This window comes from Methylobacterium sp. E-041, from assembly GCF_022829665.1.
Classification (GTDB): domain Bacteria; phylum Pseudomonadota; class Alphaproteobacteria; order Rhizobiales; family Beijerinckiaceae; genus Methylobacterium.
Genome location: NZ_JAKSYQ010000077.1, coordinates 1 through 302 on the forward strand (window position 1 = coordinate 1; position 302 = coordinate 302).

The 302-nt window shown below is 60.6% G+C and carries 1 protein-coding gene and 1 pseudogene; both read left to right on the forward strand.

The features are described from left to right. Nucleotides 1–109 precede the first annotated feature (109 nt). Nucleotides 110–169 (forward strand): hypothetical protein, encoded by a 60-nt coding sequence (locus MKK70_RS31020; protein ID WP_409568255.1) that lies wholly within the window; start codon nt 110–112, stop codon nt 167–169. Beyond that, a pseudogene (locus MKK70_RS31025) lies at nt 163–302 on the forward strand (histidine kinase dimerization/phospho-acceptor domain-containing protein); the annotation flags it as partial. The gene MKK70_RS31020 and the pseudogene MKK70_RS31025, both read left to right, overlap by 7 nt.

Consider the following 302-nt stretch of genomic DNA (forward strand, 5'->3'; position numbering starts at 1 on the left):
TGTCGAAGCTATGAAGGTTGTTCACCCGGGGCGGGGGTGAGAGGCTGGGGTTGCGAAGCCAACCAACCCTGACCGAGCGCCCCGGATGAACACCCATCAGCATGCCCGCATGACGGTCCATGGTCGAGCTCTTCTGGTGAACCGGATCCTGGTCGAAGGCTGGCCGTAATCGGCTACTCCGAGATGCTCGAGGAAGAGGCGGAGGAGCTCGGTCAGGAGAGCCTCCTCAAGGATCTCGGAAAAATCAAATCGAACGCCCAGCACCTCCTCGGCCTGATCAACGACGTGCTCGACCTGTCGAA